Annotated in this window: 14 protein-coding genes; 6 read left to right on the top strand and 8 right to left on the bottom strand. The window is 68.1% G+C overall.

Going from position 1 to position 19,454, the window contains the following annotated elements:
- Positions 1–3 precede the first annotated feature (3 nt).
- Positions 4–3,123, top strand: a complete 3,120-nt coding sequence (locus ACIBVP_RS29855; RefSeq protein ID WP_396109696.1) for a BTAD domain-containing putative transcriptional regulator — start codon at positions 4–6, stop codon at positions 3,121–3,123.
- On the opposite strand, the gene ACIBVP_RS29850 is transcribed toward ACIBVP_RS29855, so the two are convergent.
- A complete protein-coding gene (locus ACIBVP_RS29850) occupies positions 3,107–3,862 on the bottom strand; it encodes an ABC transporter permease (RefSeq protein ID WP_396109695.1) in 756 nt (251 codons plus the stop codon). The genes ACIBVP_RS29855 and ACIBVP_RS29850 overlap by 17 nt on opposite strands.
- The gene (locus ACIBVP_RS29845) at positions 3,859–4,803 is read right to left on the bottom strand and encodes an ATP-binding cassette domain-containing protein (protein ID WP_396109694.1); all 945 of its coding nucleotides are present in this window, start codon (positions 4,801–4,803) and stop codon (positions 3,859–3,861) included. The genes ACIBVP_RS29850 and ACIBVP_RS29845 overlap by 4 nt, the downstream gene beginning before the upstream one ends.
- Positions 4,804–4,925: 122 nt before the next feature.
- On the opposite strand from ACIBVP_RS29845, the gene ACIBVP_RS29840 reads away from it, so the two are divergent.
- Positions 4,926–6,584, top strand: a complete 1,659-nt coding sequence (locus ACIBVP_RS29840; protein ID WP_396109693.1) for a family 43 glycosylhydrolase — start codon at positions 4,926–4,928, stop codon at positions 6,582–6,584.
- A 73-nt stretch (positions 6,585–6,657) separates the two neighbouring features.
- On the opposite strand, the gene ACIBVP_RS29835 is transcribed toward ACIBVP_RS29840, so the two are convergent.
- Positions 6,658–6,783, bottom strand: coding sequence for a hypothetical protein (locus ACIBVP_RS29835; RefSeq protein WP_396109692.1), 126 nt, complete (start codon positions 6,781–6,783; stop codon positions 6,658–6,660).
- 310 nt (positions 6,784–7,093) lie between these two features.
- On the opposite strand from ACIBVP_RS29835, the gene ACIBVP_RS29830 reads away from it, so the two are divergent.
- Complete coding sequence (locus ACIBVP_RS29830; RefSeq protein WP_396109691.1) at positions 7,094–8,377, top strand: class I SAM-dependent methyltransferase; 1,284 nt, start codon at positions 7,094–7,096, stop codon at positions 8,375–8,377.
- A gap of 211 nt (positions 8,378–8,588) precedes the next feature.
- Here the strand turns inward: ACIBVP_RS29830 and ACIBVP_RS29825 are convergent, their stop codons facing one another.
- Positions 8,589–10,019 (bottom strand): PKD domain-containing protein, encoded by a 1,431-nt coding sequence (locus tag ACIBVP_RS29825; protein WP_396109690.1) that lies wholly within the window; start codon positions 10,017–10,019, stop codon positions 8,589–8,591.
- Between the two features lie 266 nt (positions 10,020–10,285).
- On the opposite strand from ACIBVP_RS29825, the gene ACIBVP_RS29820 reads away from it, so the two are divergent.
- Entirely contained in the window at positions 10,286–11,302 is a 1,017-nt protein-coding gene (locus ACIBVP_RS29820; protein ID WP_396109689.1) for a 2-hydroxyacid dehydrogenase, read from the top strand.
- On the opposite strand, the gene ACIBVP_RS29815 is transcribed toward ACIBVP_RS29820, so the two are convergent.
- Positions 11,274–12,425, bottom strand: a complete 1,152-nt coding sequence (locus ACIBVP_RS29815) for a metallophosphoesterase (protein WP_396109688.1) — start codon at positions 12,423–12,425, stop codon at positions 11,274–11,276. The two genes, ACIBVP_RS29820 and ACIBVP_RS29815, sit on opposite strands and share 29 nt — an antisense overlap.
- Positions 12,426–12,549: 124 nt before the next feature.
- Here ACIBVP_RS29815 and ACIBVP_RS29810 point away from each other — a divergent pair, with 124 nt between their 5' ends.
- Positions 12,550–13,311 (top strand): pentapeptide repeat-containing protein, encoded by a 762-nt coding sequence (locus ACIBVP_RS29810; RefSeq protein ID WP_396109687.1) that lies wholly within the window; start codon positions 12,550–12,552, stop codon positions 13,309–13,311.
- Positions 13,312–13,470: 159 nt separating this feature from the next.
- Positions 13,471–14,259: a methyltransferase domain-containing protein gene (locus tag ACIBVP_RS29805; RefSeq protein WP_396109686.1), complete on the top strand. Its 789-nt coding sequence runs from the start codon at positions 13,471–13,473 to the stop codon at positions 14,257–14,259.
- 177 nt (positions 14,260–14,436) lie between these two features.
- On the opposite strand, the gene ACIBVP_RS29800 is transcribed toward ACIBVP_RS29805, so the two are convergent.
- The 3 genes from ACIBVP_RS29800 to ACIBVP_RS29790 all read right to left on the bottom strand — a co-directional run.
- Complete coding sequence (locus ACIBVP_RS29800) at positions 14,437–14,871, bottom strand: barstar family protein (protein ID WP_396109685.1); 435 nt, start codon at positions 14,869–14,871, stop codon at positions 14,437–14,439.
- Between the two features lie 350 nt (positions 14,872–15,221).
- Complete coding sequence (locus ACIBVP_RS29795; RefSeq protein WP_396109684.1) at positions 15,222–16,001, bottom strand: transposase family protein; 780 nt, start codon at positions 15,999–16,001, stop codon at positions 15,222–15,224.
- 724 nt (positions 16,002–16,725) lie between these two features.
- Positions 16,726–19,454, bottom strand: a 2,729-nt coding sequence (locus ACIBVP_RS29790) for an RHS repeat-associated core domain-containing protein (protein ID WP_396109683.1), incomplete at its 5' end; no start/stop codon positions are given.

Genomic DNA, 19,454 nt, shown 5'->3' with positions numbered 1-19,454 from the left:
CGCGTGCAGATCGGGCTGCTGGGGCCGTTCGAGGTTCGCGGGGACGACGGCGCCATCGCCGACGTGCCGGGCGCCCGGCTGCGTGCCCTGGTGGTCGCACTCGCGCTGGCTCCCGGCCGCGTGGTCCCGAAGTCCTCCCTCGTCGACTGGATCTGGGGCGAGCAGCCGCCCGCGGACGCGACGAACGCGTTGCAGCGCCTGGTGTCCCGGCTGCGGAAGGTGCTGCCGGACGGGTCGGTCGACGGGCAGCCGAACGGCTACCGGCTGACCGTGGCACCCGACGACGTGGACGCGGTCCGGTTCGAACGCCTCGTCACGCAGGCCCGCGACGTCGAGGACCCGCGCCTGCTGCGGGAGGCCCTGTCGTTGTGGCGGGGCGCGGCCATGCAGGACGTCGGCCTGCAGGACAGCGAGGCCTTCGACGCCGCGGTGACCCGTCTGGAGGGGCTGCGCCTGAACGCGCTCGAGGACCGGTTCGACGCGGAGGTCCGCCTCGGTCACGGTGCCGCGCTCGTCACCGAGCTGACCGACCTGGTCGCCGCGCACCCGGTGCGGGAACGCCTGGTCGCCGCGCTGATGCGGGCCCTGGTGGCATCCGGCCGCGACGCCGAGGCGCTGCTGGCGTACGAGCGCACGCGCGAGACCCTCGCCGACACGCTGGGCGTCGACCCGTCGGCCGAACTGTCCGACCTGCACGTCGCCCTGCTGCGCGGCGAACTGGGCCGCCGCGACGAACCCCCGAAGACCAACCTGCGTGCCGAACTGACCAGCTTCGTCGGCAAGGACGCCGACGTCACGGCGGTCGGCGACCTCGTGTCCGGGCACCGGCTCACCACGCTGATCGGGCCCGGCGGGTCCGGGAAGACCCGGCTGGCCACGGAAACCGCATGCACCCTGCTCGGCGACCTGGCCGACGGCGTCCGCCTGGTCGAACTCGCCGCGATCGGCGCCGACGGTGACGTGGCGCAGGCGACGCTCGCCGCGCTCGGCCACCGCGACGCGCTCCTCGGCGGCCCACCGGACGCGGAACCGACCGACCGGGTCATCGCCGCGCTGCGCGACCGGGAGATGCTGCTGGTCCTGGACAACTGCGAGCACGTGGTCGAGTCGGCGGCGGCATTCGCCCACCGGGTGCTCGGCGAATGCCGGCGCCTGCGGATCCTGGCCACGAGCAGGGAACCGCTCGGCATCACCGGTGAGGCGCTGTGGCAGGTCGTGCCGCTCGCCGTGCCCGAGGAGGGCGCGGACCCGGCCACGATCGAGTCCTCCCCCGCCGTCCGGCTGCTGCGCGACCGCGCCGGCGCCGTGCGCAAGGACCTCGGCACGGACGTCGCCACCATGGCGCGGGTCTGCCGGGCCCTGGACGGGATGCCGCTCGCCATCGAGTTGGCCGCGGCCCGGTTGCGCACGATGACGCTCGACCAGCTCGCCAACCGCCTCGACGACGTGTTCCGGCTGCTCACCGGCGGCAGCCGCACGGCGCTACCCCGCCACCGGACCCTGCGTGCGGTGATCGACTGGAGCTGGGCGCTGCTCACCGACGCCGAACGCACCGTCCTTCGCAGGCTCTCGGTGTTCGCGGGCGGCGCGAGCCTGGCGGCCGCGGAACACGTCTGCGCGGGCGAGGAGGTCGGGCGGGACGAGGTGCTCGACCTGCTCACCGCGCTCACCGAGAAATCGCTGGTCGTGGCCGAGGGCGACGACGCGCTCCGCTACCGGATGCTCGGCACGATCAAGGAGTACGCCGCCCAACAGCTCGCCGACGCGGACGAAACGGACCTGACCCGCCGCGCCCACCTGGCGTACTTCACCGAACTCGCCGACACCGCCGAACCGCACCTGCGCCGCGCGGAACAACTGTCCTGGCTCGCCACGGTGGCGGCGGAGCACGACAACATCAGCGCCGCGATGCGTGGCGCGCTCGCGGCGGGCGACGCGCGGGGCGCGATGCGGCTCGCCGCCGCCGCGGGCTGGTACTGGTGGCTCGGCGGGCACAAGGCCGAGGGCAACGAGCTGATCATGGCCGCGATCGCCGTGCCCGGCGAGGTGCCCGACGCGGTCCGGGCCACGGTGTACGCGTTCGTCGCGCAGTTCGGGGTGTCCGGGCGCAGCAGCGAGCTCGACGCGCGGGACTGGATCACCAGGGCACACGAGTACGGCCGGGACGTGCGGGACGGTCACCCGGCGCTGCGGCTCGTCGCCGCGCTGGCCCGGATGCTGGCGGCGCCGGAGACGTTGGTGTCCGCGTGGGAACCGCTGCTGGCCGACGACGACCCGTGGGTGCGTGCGCTGGCCCGGCTGCACCTCGGCAAGATCCGGATCACCCTCGGCCACGACAGCCGGGAGGCGGAGACCTACCTCGGGACCGCGCTCACCGAGTTCCGCGCCATCGGCGACCGGTGGGGGATCTCGTTCGCGCTGACCGAGCTGGCGCAGCAGCTGTCCGTGCGCGGCGAGTTCACCCGCGCGTGCGAGCACTACGAGCAGGCGATCTCGGTGGTTCTCGAGGTCGGCGCCGTCGAGGACGTCGTGCCGCTGCGGGCGCGGCAGGCCCAGCTGCACTGGCTGATGGGCGACGAGGACGCGAGCGCCGCGGCGATGGCGGAGGCGCAGCGGTACGCGGAACGCGCCGCGTGGCCCGAGGCGGGTGCCGAGCTGGCGCTGGTGAAGGCGGACCTGGCGCGCTGGCGCGGCGACGCGGGCCAGGCACGACGGCAGCTGGACGTCGCGACGGCCATCCTGGGCAGCCACGCCGAACGGGCGCAGGTCCGGGCGGTGACCGAGGACCTGCTGGGCTACCTCGCCGACGATCTCGACGAGGCCCGCGCGCACCGGACCGCGGCGTTCACGGCGGCGTCCGAGATGGGGCACGCACCGCTGATCGCGCAGACGCTCGTCGGGCTCGCCGACCTGGCGCTGCGGCGGGACCAGTACGAGCAGGCGGCGCGGCTGCTGGCGGCGAGCACAGCGGTACGCGGCCTGCCGGACCGTGCCCACCCGGACGTGGGCAGGATCGAGCAGGCCGCGCGGCGTCGCCTCGGTGAGCCGGGGTTCACCGAGGCGACGCGGGAGGGGACGGAAGCGAGCCGGGACGAGCTGGTCGCGGTCACACTCGCTTGGTGAACTTGGCGAGCGCCCACACGTAGCCGACGATGCCGATCCCGGCGCACCAGGCGATCGCGGCGATGGTGGCGCCCGCCGACAGCGTGCCGTCGAACAGGCCGCGGACGGTCTCGATGATCGGCGTGAACGGCTGGTACTCGGCGAACTGCCGGATGCCGGGCCCCATCTTCTCGGCCGGGATGATCGCGCTGGAGAAGAACGGCAGCATGATCAGCGGCACGGCGAAGAACCCCGCCGACTCGGGCGTCTTGGCGGCCAGCCCGAACGCGATGGTCAGCCAGGTGACGGCGAACACCGTCAGCACGAGGATCCCGGCGGCGGCGAGCCAGTGCGCGAAGGTCGCGTCGGGGCTGAACCCCATCAGGAAGGCCACGCCGATGATCGCGGCCATGCCGATCAGCGTGCGGAGCACAGTGGACACGACGTGGCCGGTCAGCACCGCGCCGCGGGAGATGTTCATGACGCGGAACCGGTTGATGATCCCCTTGGTCATGTCGGTGTTCACGGCGGTCGCCGTGGCGCCCATGCCGTAGCAGAGGGCCAGCATGACCATGCCGGGCGCGGCGTAGTCGACGTAGTCGCCGCCGCCGACGTCGAACCCGTCGCCGAGCACGTAGACGAACATGAACATCATGACGATCGGGAACAGGATCGCGTTGAACAGGACGACCGGGTCGCGCATCGTGTGCCTGAAGTTGCGGCGCAGCATGGTCGCGGAGTCGATCAGTGCGGTGCTCATCGGGTCTGGGCCTCCGTGCTCGGGTTTCCGGTGAGGGCGAGGAAGACGTCGTCGAGGTCCGGCGTGTGCACGGAGAACTCCTCGACGTCGACGGCGTATTCGTCGAGCCGGTCCAGCAGGAACCGCAGCGACTTCACGTCGCCGTCGCTGGGCACCCGCAGGGTCAGGCTCTCGGGTTCGGGCGTGGACCCGGCCAGCACCCGGGCGGCCGCGTCGAGGTGCGCCGGGGCGGCGAACCGGAGCCGCACGTGGCTGCCGGGCACCTGCCGCTTCAGCTCGCCGGGCGTGCCCTCGGCGACGAGTCTGCCCCGGTCGAGCACGGCGACACGGTCGGCGAGCTGGTCGGCCTCCTCCAGGTACTGCGTGGTGAGGAAGATCGTCATCCCGTCGGCGACCAGCTCCCGGACGATGTCCCACATGGTCCGGCGGCTGCGCGGGTCGAGCCCGGTGGTCGGCTCGTCGAGGAAGATGATCGACGGCCGCCCGACCAGCGTCATCGCGAGGTCGAGCTTGCGCCGCATGCCGCCGGAGTACGTCGACGCCATCTTCCGCGCCGACTCGGTGAGGTCGAACCGCGCCAGCAGCCCGTCGACGACCCGCTTGCCCTCGCGGGCCCCGAGGTGCTGCAGGTCGGCCATCAACCGCAGGTTCTCCTCGCCGGTGAGCAGGTCGTCCACCGAGGCGAACTGCCCGGTGACCCCGATGGCGGCCCGCACCGCCCTGGTGTCGGCGGCCGCGTCGAACCCGGCCACCCGCACGGTCCCGGCGTCGGGCCGCACCAGGGTGGTCAGGATGTTGACCGTCGTCGTCTTGCCTGCCCCGTTGGGTCCGAGCAGGGAGAACACAGCCCCTGCCCGGACCGCCAGGTCGATGCCGTCGAGCACCACTTTGTCCTGGTAGGCCTTCCGCAACCCGGAGGCCTCGATCGCCGTTTCCGTCATGCCCACACTGTCGAAGGCGGCGCTGTCACGGCCCTGCTCCCGGCCTGACACGCCTCCTGACACGGCGAACAGCGTCCCGTTCACGTGGCGCGGACACACCGCCGAGACGGCAGGATGGGACCATGCGAAGGAACGCCCTGCTCGTCCTCGTCGCCGCCCTGCTGCCCGTGCTCGCACCTGCCGGAGCCGTGGCCCAGCCCCGGTGGACGACCGACGCGACCTACCACAACAACGCCGCGACCCCCGGCGCCGATCCGCACGTGCTGTTCGACGCCGCGAGCGGCTACTACTACGCGTACTCCACCGAGGGCGCCGATCCCGGCCACCACTTCGGGATCTACCGCTCGCCCGACCTCGCGACCTGGGAGCACGTGCCCGGCGGCGCGTTGAAAGCCGGGCAGGACGGCGACTGGGCGCACGACTGGTTCTGGGCGCCGGAGGTCTACCACAACCCGGACACGGGCCTGTACTTCCTGTTCTACGCGGGACGGATGAACCGGAACGTGGCGGAACACTTCCGGTACCCGGACTTCGAGGAGGCGAGCAAGGTCGGCGTGGCCGTGTCACGCTCGCCCGCCGGACCGTTCCGCGACATCGTCGAGGCGCCGCTGGACTACCACCCGTACGACCCGGCTTACCATGACGTCAACCTGATCATGGACGCCACGCAGAAGAAGCCGCCCGCCACCCTGGAGGAGGGACAGACGGCGCCGCTCGGCACCTACATCCCGTTCATCGACCCGAACGTCTTCTTCGACGCGGACGGCCGGATCTACCTGTACTACTCGCGCAACGCCTACCGGAACTGGGTGTGGGACGCCGAGTTGGGCAAGTACATCGAGGAGTCCAACATCTACGCCGTCGAGCTCACCGGCGACTGGTGGCGTGACCCGGCCGGGCGGACCATGCCCGCCATCGCTCCCGCGTACCGCGACGCGAACCTCGCCCCGGACGACCCGGCCGGCACCCGCAAGGACGGCTTCGTACCGATCCTGAACTACGGCGCCGACCCGCAGGACTGGGAGAACGCGCACGTCGACGACTACGCGAACAGCGGTGGCCGGAAGAAGGACCGGCGCTGGGCCGAGGGCTCGACGACGCTGCGAACCGTTGACGCACAAGGGAAACCGCTGTACTACCTGACGTACTCGGCGAACAACTTCGAGAACGAGTTCTACGGCGTCGGCTACGCCACGTCCCGCAGCCCACTCGGCCCGTGGCGAAAGAGCGCGGCCAATCCGGTGCTGTCCCAGGACCCGGCGCAGTCGCTGTACTCGACCGGGCACGGCAGCGTCATCGCGTCCCCCGACGGCACACAGCTCCACTACGTCCACCACGGCAGGCCGTCCACGACGTCGCCCCGCGCGCTCTACACGTCGGCCATGGCCATCGGTCCGGACCTGACCATGCACGCGTCAACGTCGGACGAACCGCTGCCGGGCGGCGTCGGCCCGCTCGCCATCAGCACCGCCGACCACCTGCTGCGAACGAAACCCGGCCTACCGGCATCGACGACAGCACACGTGCGGAGCGCACCCGGCGCGGAGTTCGACCTGACGAACCCGCTGAACCGGGTACGGGCCACGCTGCGCCCCGCGAACGCGGGCACCGTGACGGTCGAGGGGAACCGGGTCACCGTGACCATGACCGGTCGCGGCCAGGCGACGCTGACCGTGGTGTACCAACGGCACCTGGCCGCCGGCGGCTACCGGGACGTCGCGAACACCCGGCCCCACCTGAGCGTGCCCGTCGCGGTCACGATCCCGGTGATCAGCCGGTAGCCGCGGGGCGGTCGGCCAGGCGGGCGTTGAGTCGCTGTCGCAGCCAGACCGACAGCTCGTGGTTCCGGTGTCGTCAGGGCGTCGTCAGGTCGGGCTCGGGGTACTGCACCTCGAGCGGCGTGAGCATGCCGTCCAGCAGACCACCGTCGATCAACAACCGGCGCGGGGTGGCACCGATCTCGTCGGTGCCGCCCGTCAACGAGACCTCCCAGCGGGTCTCGGTGACGGCCGTACCGCACGAACCAGCGTCCCCAGGCGGAACCTCGACCCGATCACACAGAATCCCCCACGTGACAAACGGCGCTTACCCGCCTTGCGAAAACCCGCGGCCGTGAGAACCGGCGTCACGCACTGCTCGGCGACCTCGTCGAGCAGTGCGGTTCTGGCATCCCACGCTCGTCATCGTATCGACACCCACACCGAAATCCCTCACCCGAAAGCCAATCCGACAGCCGCCGCGCGGCGAACACCTCACATCGGACTCGACCTGAGGCGAAGGAGAGGCACGGATGAGCGGTGCGGCGGGACGGGTGGCCGATGTGGTCGAGCGCCTGATCGGCGCTCCTCTCCCGGTGGGCGTGCGCGCGTGGGACGGCAGCGTGGCCGGTGCCACCGACGGACCGTGTGTGGTCCTGCGCAACCGTCGTGCGCTGAGGCACGTGCTGTGGCAACCAGGCGAACTCGGTCTCGCACGGGCGTTCGTGACCGGGGACCTGGACATCGAGGGTGACCTGGCCGAGGGGCTGAGCCGGTTCTGGCGGCTGGGACTGGACCGCGTCCGCATGGGCGTTCGGGAGTGGCCCGCCGTGCTCCGGCTCGCGGGCTCGCTCGGCGTGCTCGGTCCCCGGCCACGACCGCCGGCGGCGGAGGCCCGGCTCGTCGGCAGGCTGCACAGCAGGCGTCGCGACCGGCGCGCGATCGCCCATCACTACGACCTCTCCAACGACTTCTACACGCTGCTGCTCGACCCGCACATGGCCTACTCGTGCGCGTACTGGACCACCGACGACGACGCCTACACGCTGCACGACGCGCAGACCGACAAGCTCGACGTGATCTGCCGCAAACTCGACCTCCGGCCGGGGCAGCGACTGCTCGACGTCGGCTGCGGCTGGGGATCGCTGCTGCTGCACGCCGCCGAACACCACGGCGTGCACGCGACCGGCATCACCCTCGCCGCGCGCCAACGCGACCACGTCGCCGCGCGCGTCGCCGCGGCCGGACTGGACGGTCGTGTCGAGGTCCGCCTGCAGGACTTCCGCGACATCGACCACGCCGGGTACGACGCGGTCGCGTCCGTCGAGATGGGCGAGCACGTCGGCGAAGCCAACTACCCGGGCTACGCGGCCACCCTTCACCGGGCACTGCGGCCAGGCGGGCGGCTCCTGCTGCAGCAGATGTCGCGAGGTGTGACCGCGCCTGGCGGCGGCGCCTTCATCGAACGCTTCATCGCACCGGACATGACGATGCGCCCGGTCGGCACGACACTGTCCCATCTGGAGCGTGCCGGGTTCGAGATCCGTGACGTCGACGCGTTCCGGGAACACTACGTGCGGACCTGCCGCGCCTGGCTCGCCACGTTGAACGAACGGGAGGCGGAAGCCACCGCCCTGATCGGACCGCAGCACGTCCGGGTGTGGCGCCTGTACCTCGCGGGCGGCGCGCTGGCGTTCGAGGAGAACCGGATGGGTGTGGACCAGATCCTCGCCGTGCGCACCGCCGCCGACGGCAGCAGCGGAATGCCCGCGGTGCGCCCGTCGTTCGTCCACGGGGCGCGGACTGCCACTCGGTGATCTGGCGGACGGCCCGGTCGTGGCGTCGTCGGCGGCGTACAGGTCGCTGTCGGTGACGCCCGGCAGACCGGCGACGTGATCCCGGTGCCGACAGCGGGCGTACATCCGTTCAGTGCACGTCGGGTCGTGACCACAGGGAGCACGCGATGTCACCGGCGCGAGGCTGGGGCGTGCCCGCGAGCAGGGAAGCGCGCACACGCCCCAGCGGCGATCACTGGCTGAAGCAGAATGCTTGACTACCGAAGCTCCAGCACTGGATCTGTTTGCTGACCGTGTTGGTGTTCCCGCCACGATCGGTCACGGTGAGCGTGGCCGTGTAGTTGGCCTGCCGGTTGGGATACGTGTGCGACGCGGTCACACCGGTCCCGGTCTGTCCGTCACCGAAAACCCAGGCGTACGAAGCGATGTCGTTGTCCGCATCCGTGGAACCACCACCGTCGAAATCACACGCCGCCCACTGACAGAACACCGTGAACGACGCCCGCGGCGGCTCACCCGTCTGCGGCGGCTCACCAGCCGTCACCCGCCTGGACACGGTGTCGGTCTTCCCGTCGTCGTCGGTCACCGTCAACACGACCGAATAGTCACCGACCTCCGCATACGTGTGCGACGGCCCCACACCACTACCCGACTGACCATCACCGAAATCCCAGCCATACGACACAACCGAACCGTCCGGGTCGGAGGACGCCGACGCATCGAACGCACACGACGCCTCCGTGGCCGAACAGTCCGCCGTGAACGACGCCACCGGCGTGCCCGGGTCGGCGTACTCGTCGATCACCTCGTTGGCCCAGTCCCCCATGACGCCGGTGAGCCTGCCCCAGGCGCCGTAGCTGCCGCAGCCGGTCCGCACCCACGACGCGACGCCCACGATCACGCCGTCGACGACCATGGGGCCGCCGCTGTCGCCCTGGCAGATCCCGTCGTGACCGTCCTGGTAGCCGCCGCAGACCATGTACTGGCCGTTGAACGAGCCGAACGAGCCACACGTGTCACCGCCGTCGACGATCGGGAAGTCCTCGACCTTCTTCAGGTGGCCGAACTCGTTCTCCCCGTCGCGGACGCGGCCGTAGCCGAGCAGCAACGCCCTCTTTCCTGGCTGGGTGAGCGCGGCGTCGTTCGAGTCCGCGACCCGCGGGTACTGGTAGCCCGCCGGGACCGGAATGGTCTCCTCGGTGACGACGACGCCCACGTCCCAGCCGGTCTGCCAGCCGTTCGGCGGGCTGTAGTTCGGGTGCTGGAGGTACTCCTTGACCGCGAGTTCCGTGCCGCCGGGCTGGGTCAGGTCGTCCGACCCGTACAGCATCGTCTTCGTGCCGTCGCCGTCCTTGCAGTGTGCCGCGGTGACGATCACCTTCGGTGCCACCACGGCCGCGGTACAGGTCTGGCCCTGTGGCCGGGGACCGCCCTCCCGCAGCATCGCGATGACGAACGGGTGATCCTTCACGAACGCCTGCTCACCGCCGATGATCTGGCCGTGCGCGTCGTCGTCCGGGGCAGGAGCGGTGTCGGTCGGGTTGACCGCCTGGTAGGCCGGATCGTCCGGCGGAACGGCGGCGGTGGCGGCCCCGGGCGCGAACGCCGACAGCGCGACCGCGAACCCGAGAACCCCACCCAACCATGATCGTTTACTGCGCATTCCGACTCCCTCGCGTCGACGACCCACCGTGGCCGAGAGGTCACGGCGTGGTCGGTCAACCGAGCATCGGCAGGAGCCGCGCGCGAAACAATCCGCGAATCGATACGTATTCCCGGGCTTTGCGTCCAATAGGTATACGCACCGCACACCACTACGTAGGCAGTACCGCCTGATTACGTGTTCGTACGGATTGTTCTCAGGTTGCCGGGGCGGACACAGTGGGCCGACCACATGACGGATGACCCGACTCGGGACGGAACCGGCCCGTGACTGAACCTCCGCCCGCGGTGCTGCTGACGAGAGAACTCGTCCCCGAAGCCATGCGCGCGCTCGAAGGCCGCTGCGCTCCGGACGTGTACACCGGGCCGCCGGATGCGATCCCGAGAGCCGAGTTCCTGCGGCGGGCTGAGGGCAGGCACGGCCTGCTCGTCATGCTCACCGAAAGAGTGGACCGCGAACTGCTCGACGCCGCCGGCCCGGACCTGCGGGTCGTCGCGAACCACGCGGTCGGCCACGACAACATCGACGTCGCCGAATGCACCCGGCGCGGGGTGCTGGTCACCAACACCCCGGACGTGCTCACCGAGTCCACCGCGGACCTCACGTGGGCGCTGATCCTCGCGTCCGTTCGGCGGATCGCCGGAGGTGACCGGTTTCCGCGGCCCCGCGCGCCGTGGGTCCGGGGCCCGCGGATGGTGCTCGGACAGGACCTCCACGGCAAGGTGCTCGGCATCGTCGGCTGCGGCCGGGTCGGGCAGGCGGTCGCACGCAGGGCACGCGGGTTCGGCATGCACGTCGTCTACACCGCGCCGCGGCGGTTGCCTGCCCAGCGGGAAGCCGAACTCGGCGTGCGCCGGCGCGATCTGGGGCAACTGCTCACCGAAGCGGACGTGGTGTCGGTGCACGCCCCGCTGACCCCGATGACCCGGCACCTGTTCAACGACGAGACGTTCGCCATGATGAAGCCCACCGCGGTGCTGGTGAACACCGCACGCGGCCCCATCGTCGACGAGAAGGCTCTGGCCCGCGCCGTCGAGAACGCCGTGATCTTCGCGGCCGGGCTCGACGTGTTCGAACGGGAACCCGAGGTCGAGGAGAGCTTGCTGGCACTCGACTCCGTCACCGTGGTCCCGCACCCGGGCAGCACCACGACCCGCACCAGAGCGGCGATGGGACTGTTGGCGGTGGAGAACCTGCTCGCGGGCGTCTCAGGACGACGACCACGAACACCGGTGAACCACCACCGACTTCCCGTCAGCCGGAGTGGATCTCCACGATCGTGATGTCCGATGGCGCGCCGACCCGCATCGGTGGGCCGTAGAAGCCCGCCCCCTTGGTGACGTAGAGCTGTGTGTCGCCGCGGGTGGTCAGGCCGCCGGTCGTGGGCTGGGTGGCGTTCACCAGCAGGGTGAACGGCGCGATCTGTCCGCCGTGGGTGTGGCCGGACAGTTGGAGGTCGACCCCGGCCGCGGCGGCCTCGTCGACGACGCGTGGCTGGTGCGCGAGCAACACCACGGCCCGCTTGCGGTCCCAGCCGCGCAGTGCGCGTTCGAGGTCCGGCCCCTGCTCGCCTTCCACCTCCGCGCCCGGGTCGAGCACCCCTGCGAGTTCGAACTCTCCTCCGTTGTGCGTGATCGTCAACCGCTCGTTGAGCAGCGGCCGGGCGCCGAGGGTGCGGACGTGGTCGACCCATTCGGTGTAGCGGTAGTGGTATTCGTGGTTCCCGGTCACGAAGAACGTGCCGTGGGTACTGCGCAGGCCGCGTATCGGTTCGACGGCGTCAGCCAGGTGGTCGACCGTGCCCTCGACCAGATCGCCCGCGATGGCGACCAGGTCGGGCCGGGCCGCGTTGATCAGTTCGACGACCCGCCGGGTGAACGCGCGCCCGCGCAGCGACCCGAGGTGCAGGTCACTGACCAACGCGATCCGGCAACCACTCGCCCTCGGATCCAGGCGCGGCAGGCGAACGCGGGTCGTGACCACCGCCGGGTCGGCGAACGCGGCGGGAACCCCGAACCCCGCCGCGGCGACCGCGGTCGTCCCGGCGATCACCGCGGTCCCCCTGGCGAGGAACTGCCTGCGGGAGATCCCGGTGCCGTCCGGGTCGCGCCGCACCCATGGCCGCAGGGCGAGCCGGGGAACCTCCAGCACCAGCACGACGAGCACGACGTAGAAGAACATGCCGAACCAGAGCCACCCCGGCCAGGCGAACCAGCCCGCGGCCGACGGCGCGGTCCGGGTGCTGAACAGCAACGCCGCGACCATGAACAGGTCGAGCACGACCAGCAGACCGGTGCCGATCCACCTGCCCCGGCCAGGCGCCGTGCCCTGCTTGACCAGCCGCCACCACACGTACAGGTGCAGCAGGCTCAGCCCGATGGACAGCGGCGCGTGGTAGAACGGCATGGTCGATCATCCTGGCGGCGGGCGCAGGCTCGCACATCCACTGCCGAGAGACACCACGCCTACAACGACCGGCGTATGCGCCGGTTTCCGACCGGTACGCGGTGCCGGTGCCTATCCTTGGCCCGTGGTCGAACTGCGGTCGAACTGTGCCGACTGTGTCGGGTTGTGCTGCGTCGCGCTCTCGTTCAAGGAGTCGGGCTTCTTCGCGATCACCAAACCGGCCGGCCGGCCGTGCCCCAACCTGCTCGCCGACCACCGCTGCGGGATCCACGACTCCTTGCGGGAGAAGGGTTTCAAGGGCTGCACGGTCTACGACTGCTTCGGCGCCGGGCAGCGTGTCGTACACGAGAAGTTCGGCGGGCAGGACTGGCGGTCCGCCCCGGACATGCTCGGGACGTTCCAGGTGATGCGGAAGCTGCACGAGCTCCTCTGGCACCTCACCGAGGTCGTCGCCAGGGTCCCGGCCATGCGGGACGAGGCCGAGCGGGCGATCGAGACCACCGAGGACCTCGCCGACAACGTGACCGCCGACCTGGACGTCAGCGCGCACCAGGAGCTGGTGGGTGAGCTCCTGTTCCGCGCCTCCGCCACGATCCGCGGCGGCGCGGACCAGGAGTACCGGGGAGCCCTCCTCCTCGGCCGCGACCTGTCGGGCCGGGACTTCCGGCGGGCCGGCCTGCGCGGCGCGTTCCTGACCGGCGCGAACCTCACCGGCGCCGACCTCGGCCTCGCCGACCTGCTCGGCGCCGAAATGCTCAACACGAACCTCTCGGGCGCCGACCTGTCGACCTCCCTCTTCCTCACCCAGTACCAGGTCAACGGCGCGATCGGCGACGCGGTCACGCGCCTGCCGGACACCCTCACGCGGCCGGGGCACTACCGGTAGGGCGCCGAAGGACCGGAGGGCGGCCGCGAGCGGTCACGGTGGTGACGACCCGCGCTGTTCGACGACGTGCGCGGCCCGGATAGGACCCGAGCAACTCGAAAGCGTGACGTCGGTCAACGTCCGCACTCGCGCGCCGTTCACGGGGCCATGCTGTGTGCCGTGAACCGTTACCTGCTCGACAACCGCCGCCCGGAAGCGGGCGAAAGGTTCGCGGCACTAGCCGAACTGTTCGACCCGTGGACGTTCCGCCACCTCGACGACCTGGGGCTCGGCGAAGGATGGCGGTGCTGGGAGGTCGGCGCCGGCGGCGTGTCGGTACCCCACGGCCTGGCAGCGCGCGTGGGCCCCAGCGGCCGGGTGCTGGCCACCGACATCGACGTGTCGTGGACCGAACCGGCCGCGGGCGGCGCACTGGAAGTACGTCAACACGATGTCATCGCCGACCCACCACCCGCCGAGAAGTTCGACCTGGTCCACGCCCGGCTGGTGCTGGTCCACCTGAAGGATCGCGCGGCCGCGCTGCGAGTCATGATCGACGCACTCCGGCCCGGCGGCTGGCTGGTCATCGAGGACGCGGACCCGGCGCTGCAACCACTGGCCTGCCCCGACGAACGCGGCCCCGCCGAGAAGCTGGCGAACCGACTGCGCACGCAGATCCGCACACTACTGGCCGAACGCGGCGCCGACCTGGCCTACGGTCGCACGCTGCACAGACTGCTACGCGAGTCAGACCTGGAGGATGTCAACGCGGAGGCCTACTGCCCGATCGGATCACGCGCCTGCGTCGTCCTGGAAGCAGCCACGATCCAACACGTACGCGACCAACTACTGGCCGCGAACCTGGCAACCGAAAAGGAAATCGAGACACACCTGAAAAACCTCACCAGCGGCGCCCTACACCTCATGCTCGCACCGATGATCACCGCGTGGGCCCGCAAACCAACCTGACTCCCGGGGCTCCGAATGATGTCGATCGCGCCGACGCCGACAAGGGTGTCGAGTCCGACCATCGCGGTCGACGCCGAGCCGTGGTTACGATGAGCGGCAGTTCGGCGGATGACGTGACAACGGTTGTTGACGCCGGCGCAGCCCCGCCTCCGGGCGATAGGCGCCAGGCAGGAGCGATCAGGAAAACCAGACATCAGGATTCAAGGTGACTGTGACAAATTCTTCATCCTCGACCACAGTTAGATCAGGATGATCAATCTTGCCCGCAAAACCCAGAGCGTCAAAATCCGTCATCAGGAAGACAAAATGCTGGGAGATTGCGGGCCGATCGAGGGGATCCCCATCCAGATCTACATCAGAATTTGCGCGAGCCGCACCCTGACAAAGTACGGATACAAATAGCCTCAGCAGATCGGAATCCATGAGGGACTCAGCCTCATGGATCACGCCGACCACGCCGACTCCACCAGTGACCTCCACACAAAGGTCATCGAGACAGTCAACCATCGCATCCCAGTTGCGCCCAAAATAGTTCGGAAATCGAAACTCATCGGCAAACAATCGAAATATATCGTCTGCCCGACGGAGATCTCGAGCCTGGAAGTTGTACACGCGGCCACCCCTGGCTTCCAGGGCACTAAGCTGACGGTGGAGCACCTCGGCCTTTTCTGGCCCAAAAATCACCCAAGGCCCTCGAGGCTCGCTCACATCGAATGAAACCAAGATCGAATCGCCCCGTAAATTCGCCAACATAGTAGAAGGTTCCGTAATGGGCCGGAGTGTAATACGCCGACCCTGGGCCATCTTTCGGTGTCAGCAGACGCTCAGGCCCTCTGATCACCTTTCCGCAGCCCGAGACATCACAGACTGGGAGAGTTGATATAGCATTCACGTCCCACTCCTTGTATCCCCCGGGAGTTGGCCCAATTTGTTACCCCAGTTTGCATTTCCATTGAGCCTTTTCATCCTGCGGTGGCTTCGTAGTTCTGTAGCACGTGGATGGCTTTGGCGAGTCGGCCGACGCGGCGTGGGCTGACACGGACTTTGTGCAGGATGCGCCAGTATTTGAGCTGGGCGTTGGCTCGCTCACCGGGGCCGCGGAGCCGGGCGTGGGCCCGGTTGGCAGCTTTCTGGGACTCGGGTTTGTTCTTGCCTTTGTAGGGGGTGATCACGCGTTCCTGGGCTTGGTCGTAGCCGTGGTAGCCCTTGTCGCCCAACGCGATGAGCCCGGCTTCTTCGAGGGCGGCGAGGACGTTCCAGATCCGGGCGGCGGCGGTGTCGTGCGTGCCGCCCGGCAACTCGCCGGACCCCCACAGGATCGTCCCGTCCGGCGAGGCGATGACCTGCAGGTTCACCCCGTGGCGCTTGTGTTTGCCCGAGTAGAACGGCCGGTCGGCGGCGATCCGGTCGATCGGGATCAGCGTGCCGTCGATGATCACGTAGGCCATACCCTCACGCTTCGCCTCGCGCAGCGCGGCTCGCAGTTTCGGCGCCCGCGCAGCGAGCAGTTCGACGGTTTCGTTCACATACCGCCAGCACGTCGTCGTGGACACCCCGAACCCAGCCCCGACCTCGGCGAACGGCTCGCCTTTACGCAGGTAGACCAGCACCAGCAGGGCCTGCTGTCCGGGGTTGAGCGCCCGCCATACCGAACCGATCTCCCGACGATGGACGCGGACCAGACCGGACACGAACGTGAGGGTCTGATGTGACAACGGCAGCGCCGCACGGTAAAACAACACCTGAAGCCCCTGGGTACTAGCAGAACGATCTTGGTCGAAAGCTCTGCTACCAGGGGCTTCACCACGTCCAGGCGCCGACACGCCGATGATCACCAACCTGTGACCAGCCAGAAGCGTTACCTGCCAACACATCCAGACCAGGATGAAAACGGCTCATAGACAACTTGACAAGCTCGGAATCGGGGCTTTGTCTAGGCCCTGGGCGGCGCGGGGCCATATGCGCCGCCATCAAGGTAGAAGGAACATGATTGATGGATACAGTCAACAACGATGTCAAACCACGACTTATTTTTCACCTCCCCCTCGTAAGTGCGATACAACTTCTTCGTCGACGCAATAGGCCAATCCAACTTGTCGATAGTACCTCTATTCATTCCAGGCTGACTCCCCGGTCGCACATGGACGTCTTCCATGGGGTCCACGTGCAACTGTCGCAAGTACATATTCACGCATTTTTCGGAAGAATCGAACGTAAGACTCAGATCACCTATAAAGTCGTCGCTCGAATAGTATCTCAATCCAGAGTAGTCACACAAAGGGAGTTGTAAACCGAACCATTCCAGCATATTCTCCAGGGATCTGGATTGACTGCCAGGGTATGCCCGCGGGTCGGTCTGACCACACGCGACCACCGCCACCATCACTATCAGGACAGTAAGGGCCGCGGCGACAACCCGTCGGCTTCGCACCCAAAGAGCGATCACATGGCTCATAGTACAGCAGCTCAAAACTCCATCGTGGAGGTGCCATACATCGCGAACTCGCGTGCGATACCAAGGCCCGGCATCATCGCGAACTGCTCAAGTGAGACGAGGCCGCCAAAGACTGACTTATTTCGGTCGAAGTTCCAATCTTTGTACATGTCCAGACTGTATTTTCCTTTTGCTGTTGTGGTGCCATCCGAACCGATCGACACCTCTATCTGACCACGAATCCGAAACTTGAAGTTACCAATGCCGAATTTATGAGAGTCGTTATTCTCAAATTGCCCATCCCGCCATCTACTGTCGATAGCCACCGTGCACACAGACCGCCCCTGACCCCTGCACTCCGCCGTCGCCAATTCCACCAGCACATCCTTCTCCTCGGAAACCCTGTCGCCGAAGTCTGGATCTTTTACAAGTTCACTGGGATCGACTATGAAGTCCGCGCCTGAATGGTCAGCATAACGGTTCCACAAAGCGCAAGCCAATTCGTCATACATTGCACATACTGCACCAACACCCTCAGCTAGCAGCATTGACTGCGACGCAAGAAGATCGCTGTTGTGAATTTGGTCAGAGGTCGACAGCTCCTTATAAGGCGACGAGTCAGTCGGCGTGTACGGCATATCGGTGCCTCCCGAACGGTTAACGACCGCTGCACCTCTTGCCGCGTTTTCCGCCGCTGCGGCGATGGTGGTGTCGGAGGCGGCGGCTCTTGGGATGCTGGCGCTGCCGTCGCCGAGGTAAATGATGTGGCCGTCGATCTCAACGCCGGTGATGGGGTTGCCGCCAGCGAGGCTGTAGCGGTTGCCGGTCCAGGTGCTGGTGCCCAGTTTCATATCTGCGAGGGCGCCGTTGTAGGTGTCGCGGACGGTGAAGCGGTTGATGCCGGGTTGGTAGTCGCGGAAGCCCATGTCGTAGCCGCCGGACGCGGGGTCGAAGCGTTTGCCTGTGTAGCGGTAGAAGTTGAACGGCTCCTTGCCCGGGTTCTGGGTGTCCGGTTTGTCGATACCGGTGAACGACTCTGTGTCGTTGCTGCCGTAGGCGGTGTAGCCGTACGTGGCCTTCGTGTCTCCCGCAGCGGTGGTGAGGGTTTCGACGTCGGTGTGGGGGTTGTAGCCGTAGTAGGCGTCTTCGGCGACCTCCGGTCCCGAACCGTCGGTGTCCTTCTTCTGCTGGGTGAGGCGGCGGCCGTAGGCGTCGTACTGGTAAGTCCGGTCCAGCTGGCCTGCGATCTCTTCGGCGACGACCTTGTCGGTGAGGCCCAGGTAGGCGAAGTCCGTGGTCTTCGCCTCGGGCGTGCCCGCCTTGTCGGTCTTGGTGGTGGTGCGGTCGAGCGGGTCGTAGGTGTAGGTGGTGTCGACGATGGCGCCGGTGTCGTCGAGTGCGCGGTGTTTGGTGGTGCGGTCGAACCCGTCATAGACGTAGTGCTCGATGATCTGACCGGCGGAGAAGACGGTGTCGAGGCGTCCGAACGGGTCGTAGTTGTAACTACCGGTCACACCACCCGAGGTGGTGGTGACTAGGCGATTGCGGTCGTAGGTGTACTGGGTTTGGGTGCCGTCGACGGTTTGGTCGATGACGTTGTTGTTGGCGTCGTGCCGGTAGGTCTCGGACTCGATCACCGCGCCGCTGGTCGGGTTCTTCTTCTGGACCTGGGAGAGGCGTTCGCGGGGGTCGTAGGTGTAGTTGTAGATGTGGTCGAGGTAAGCGGTGTGGTTGTCGGCGTTCTGGATCTTGGTGTGGTCGGTGGCGCGGTTGCCGTTCGGGGTGTACTCGATCAGATGTTGCGCGACGAGGGTGCCGTCGGTCTTGTTCTCGATCTGGGTGGCGAGGGCGCCGTCGAGGTGGTAGCCGTGGTCGACGGTGTTGCCGTTGGCTTTGGTTTCGATGTCGAGTTGGCCGCGTGGGGTGTAGGTGAAGGCGGTGATCTTGGGGGTGCCGCCGGTTTCGGTGTTGGTGACCTTGTCGAGTAGGTCGCGGGTGTTGTAGTCGAACACCGAGTCTTGGCGGTCGTGGTCGCGGGTTTTGATGGCGCCGTTCTCGTTGTAGGTGAACAGCGTGGTGTTCTTGATGGTGGTGGCGAGTTTTTCTTCGACCTTGGTGAGCTGGTTGAGCCCGTTGTAGGTCATCGCATAGGTGTCGACCGGGGTGCCGGGGCTGGAGTCGGTCAGGGTGGTGAGGTTGGCGTTGGCGTCGTAGCCGTGGGAGAACGTTTTGGCTTCGGCGTCGGGCACACCGGTGTTGTCGCGGACAAGTTTCACGGCGTCAGCGAGCAGGTCACCGGCCGCGGCGCCGCCTGCGAGTTCGATCTTTGTGGTGGTGCCGGCGGTGAGCTGGTGGTTGCCGAGGCTGACCCAGGTGCCACCGCCCTGGGTTTGGTCGACGGTCTTGGCGGTGCGGGTGGTGCCGTTGTCGACGGTGTAGGTGGCGGCCTGGGTGGCGTTGGCGCCGGCTGGGTAGCGGGCGAACACCTCGTAGGTGCCGCCGACGGGTACCACCGGGTTCCAGGTGAACGTGCCGTCCGGGGCGCGGTGGTAGTCGAACCCCTGGTAGCCGGTCCCGCTGGTGTCGCGGGTCGCGCCGGAGCCGGTGTAGGTGACGCGTGGGCTGTCGGAGTTGTCGACCACGATTTCGTGTTTGCCGACCGGGGTGCCGCTGTCGCTGCGGGATTTGAGTTTCCCGTCGGGGTAGTAGTCCCAGACCATGGTGCGGTCGGTGGAGCCGCCGGCGCTGGTGAGGGTGCGCA

The sequence above is a fragment of the Actinophytocola sp. NPDC049390 genome (genome assembly GCF_044466355.1).
GTDB lineage: Bacteria > Actinomycetota > Actinomycetes > Mycobacteriales > Pseudonocardiaceae > Actinophytocola.
Note: the sequence above shows the minus strand (reverse complement) of the source record. Positions and strands in the feature narration are given on the sequence as shown.

Excerpts from the sequence above, each read along its gene's own strand:
- ACIBVP_RS29850 (WP_396109695.1), bottom strand. The coding sequence starts at position 3,862 with ATGAGCACCGCACTGATCGACTCCGCGACCATGCTGCGCCGCAACTTC.
- ACIBVP_RS29845 (WP_396109694.1), bottom strand. The coding sequence starts at position 4,803 with ATGACGGAAACGGCGATCGAGGCCTCCGGGTTGCGGAAGGCCTACCAG.
- ACIBVP_RS29840 (WP_396109693.1), top strand. The coding sequence starts at position 4,926 with ATGCGAAGGAACGCCCTGCTCGTCCTCGTCGCCGCCCTGCTGCCCGTG.
- ACIBVP_RS29830 (WP_396109691.1), top strand. The coding sequence starts at position 7,094 with ATGAGCGGTGCGGCGGGACGGGTGGCCGATGTGGTCGAGCGCCTGATC.
- ACIBVP_RS29825 (WP_396109690.1), bottom strand. The coding sequence starts at position 10,019 with ATGCGCAGTAAACGATCATGGTTGGGTGGGGTTCTCGGGTTCGCGGTC.
- ACIBVP_RS29815 (WP_396109688.1), bottom strand. The coding sequence starts at position 12,425 with ATGCCGTTCTACCACGCGCCGCTGTCCATCGGGCTGAGCCTGCTGCAC.